Source organism: Streptomyces sp. NK15101 (assembly GCF_020400725.1).
In the GTDB taxonomy this organism is placed as follows: Bacteria; Actinomycetota; Actinomycetes; order Streptomycetales; family Streptomycetaceae; genus Streptomyces.
Map to the genome: position 1 here is coordinate 1 of NZ_JAINVG010000212.1, position 621 is coordinate 621.

1 protein-coding gene is annotated in these 621 nt (G+C 73.9%); it reads right to left on the bottom strand.

All coding sequences use genetic code 11. From position 1 onward, the window contains the following. Positions 1-26 precede the first annotated feature (26 nt). Positions 27-620, bottom strand: a complete 594-nt coding sequence (locus K7G60_RS38650; protein ID WP_374115754.1) for a DUF4230 domain-containing protein — start codon at positions 618-620, stop codon at positions 27-29. Position 621: the final 1 nt, after the last annotated feature.

Consider the following 621-nt stretch of genomic DNA (forward strand, 5'->3'; position numbering starts at 1 on the left):
CAGGATGCGACCCGCGCGGCTCCCGCTCACACGTAGGTGACCGTCACCCGCTCGAAGCCGAGGCCGCGCAGGAGTTCGCGAAGCATCTCGGTCGTGTTCCGCTCCGCCCGGGCCGTCAGGCCGGACTCGCGGGCGGCGGCGCTGATCCGCTGGGCGGCGAGGACGTTGACGGCCTGCTCGCTCGCGGGGTTGTCCGAGAAGAGGTCGCCCAGCCGGTCGAGCAGGCCGCGCTGCTTGGACACGGCGTACGAGCGCTCGGGATCCAGCGCGGGAGCGGCCGGCCTGGCGTGCGGCAGGCGCAGGGTGACCGCGGTCCGATCCGCGTCGACGGTCACGGCGTCGCCCCCGAGGCGCCCCAGTTCGACATAGGCGCCGACGCTGCCGCTCGCCACGTAGAGGGTGCGGGTGCCGCGGATCGAGTCCGGCAGGAACCGCGCGTCGTGCTCCAGGTCGACCACCACCTGGTAGGTCCCCGCCGCGCCCTCGTACCGGCTCAGGTCCTGGACGGACCGCAGGACGGCGGGGCCGGAGCGGTCCTTCACCCGCGTCCCGAAGACGTCCAGCCCGGGGGTCCCGAGGAACTGGCCGATCAGCATGAGGACGACGGCGAGGGCGAACAGG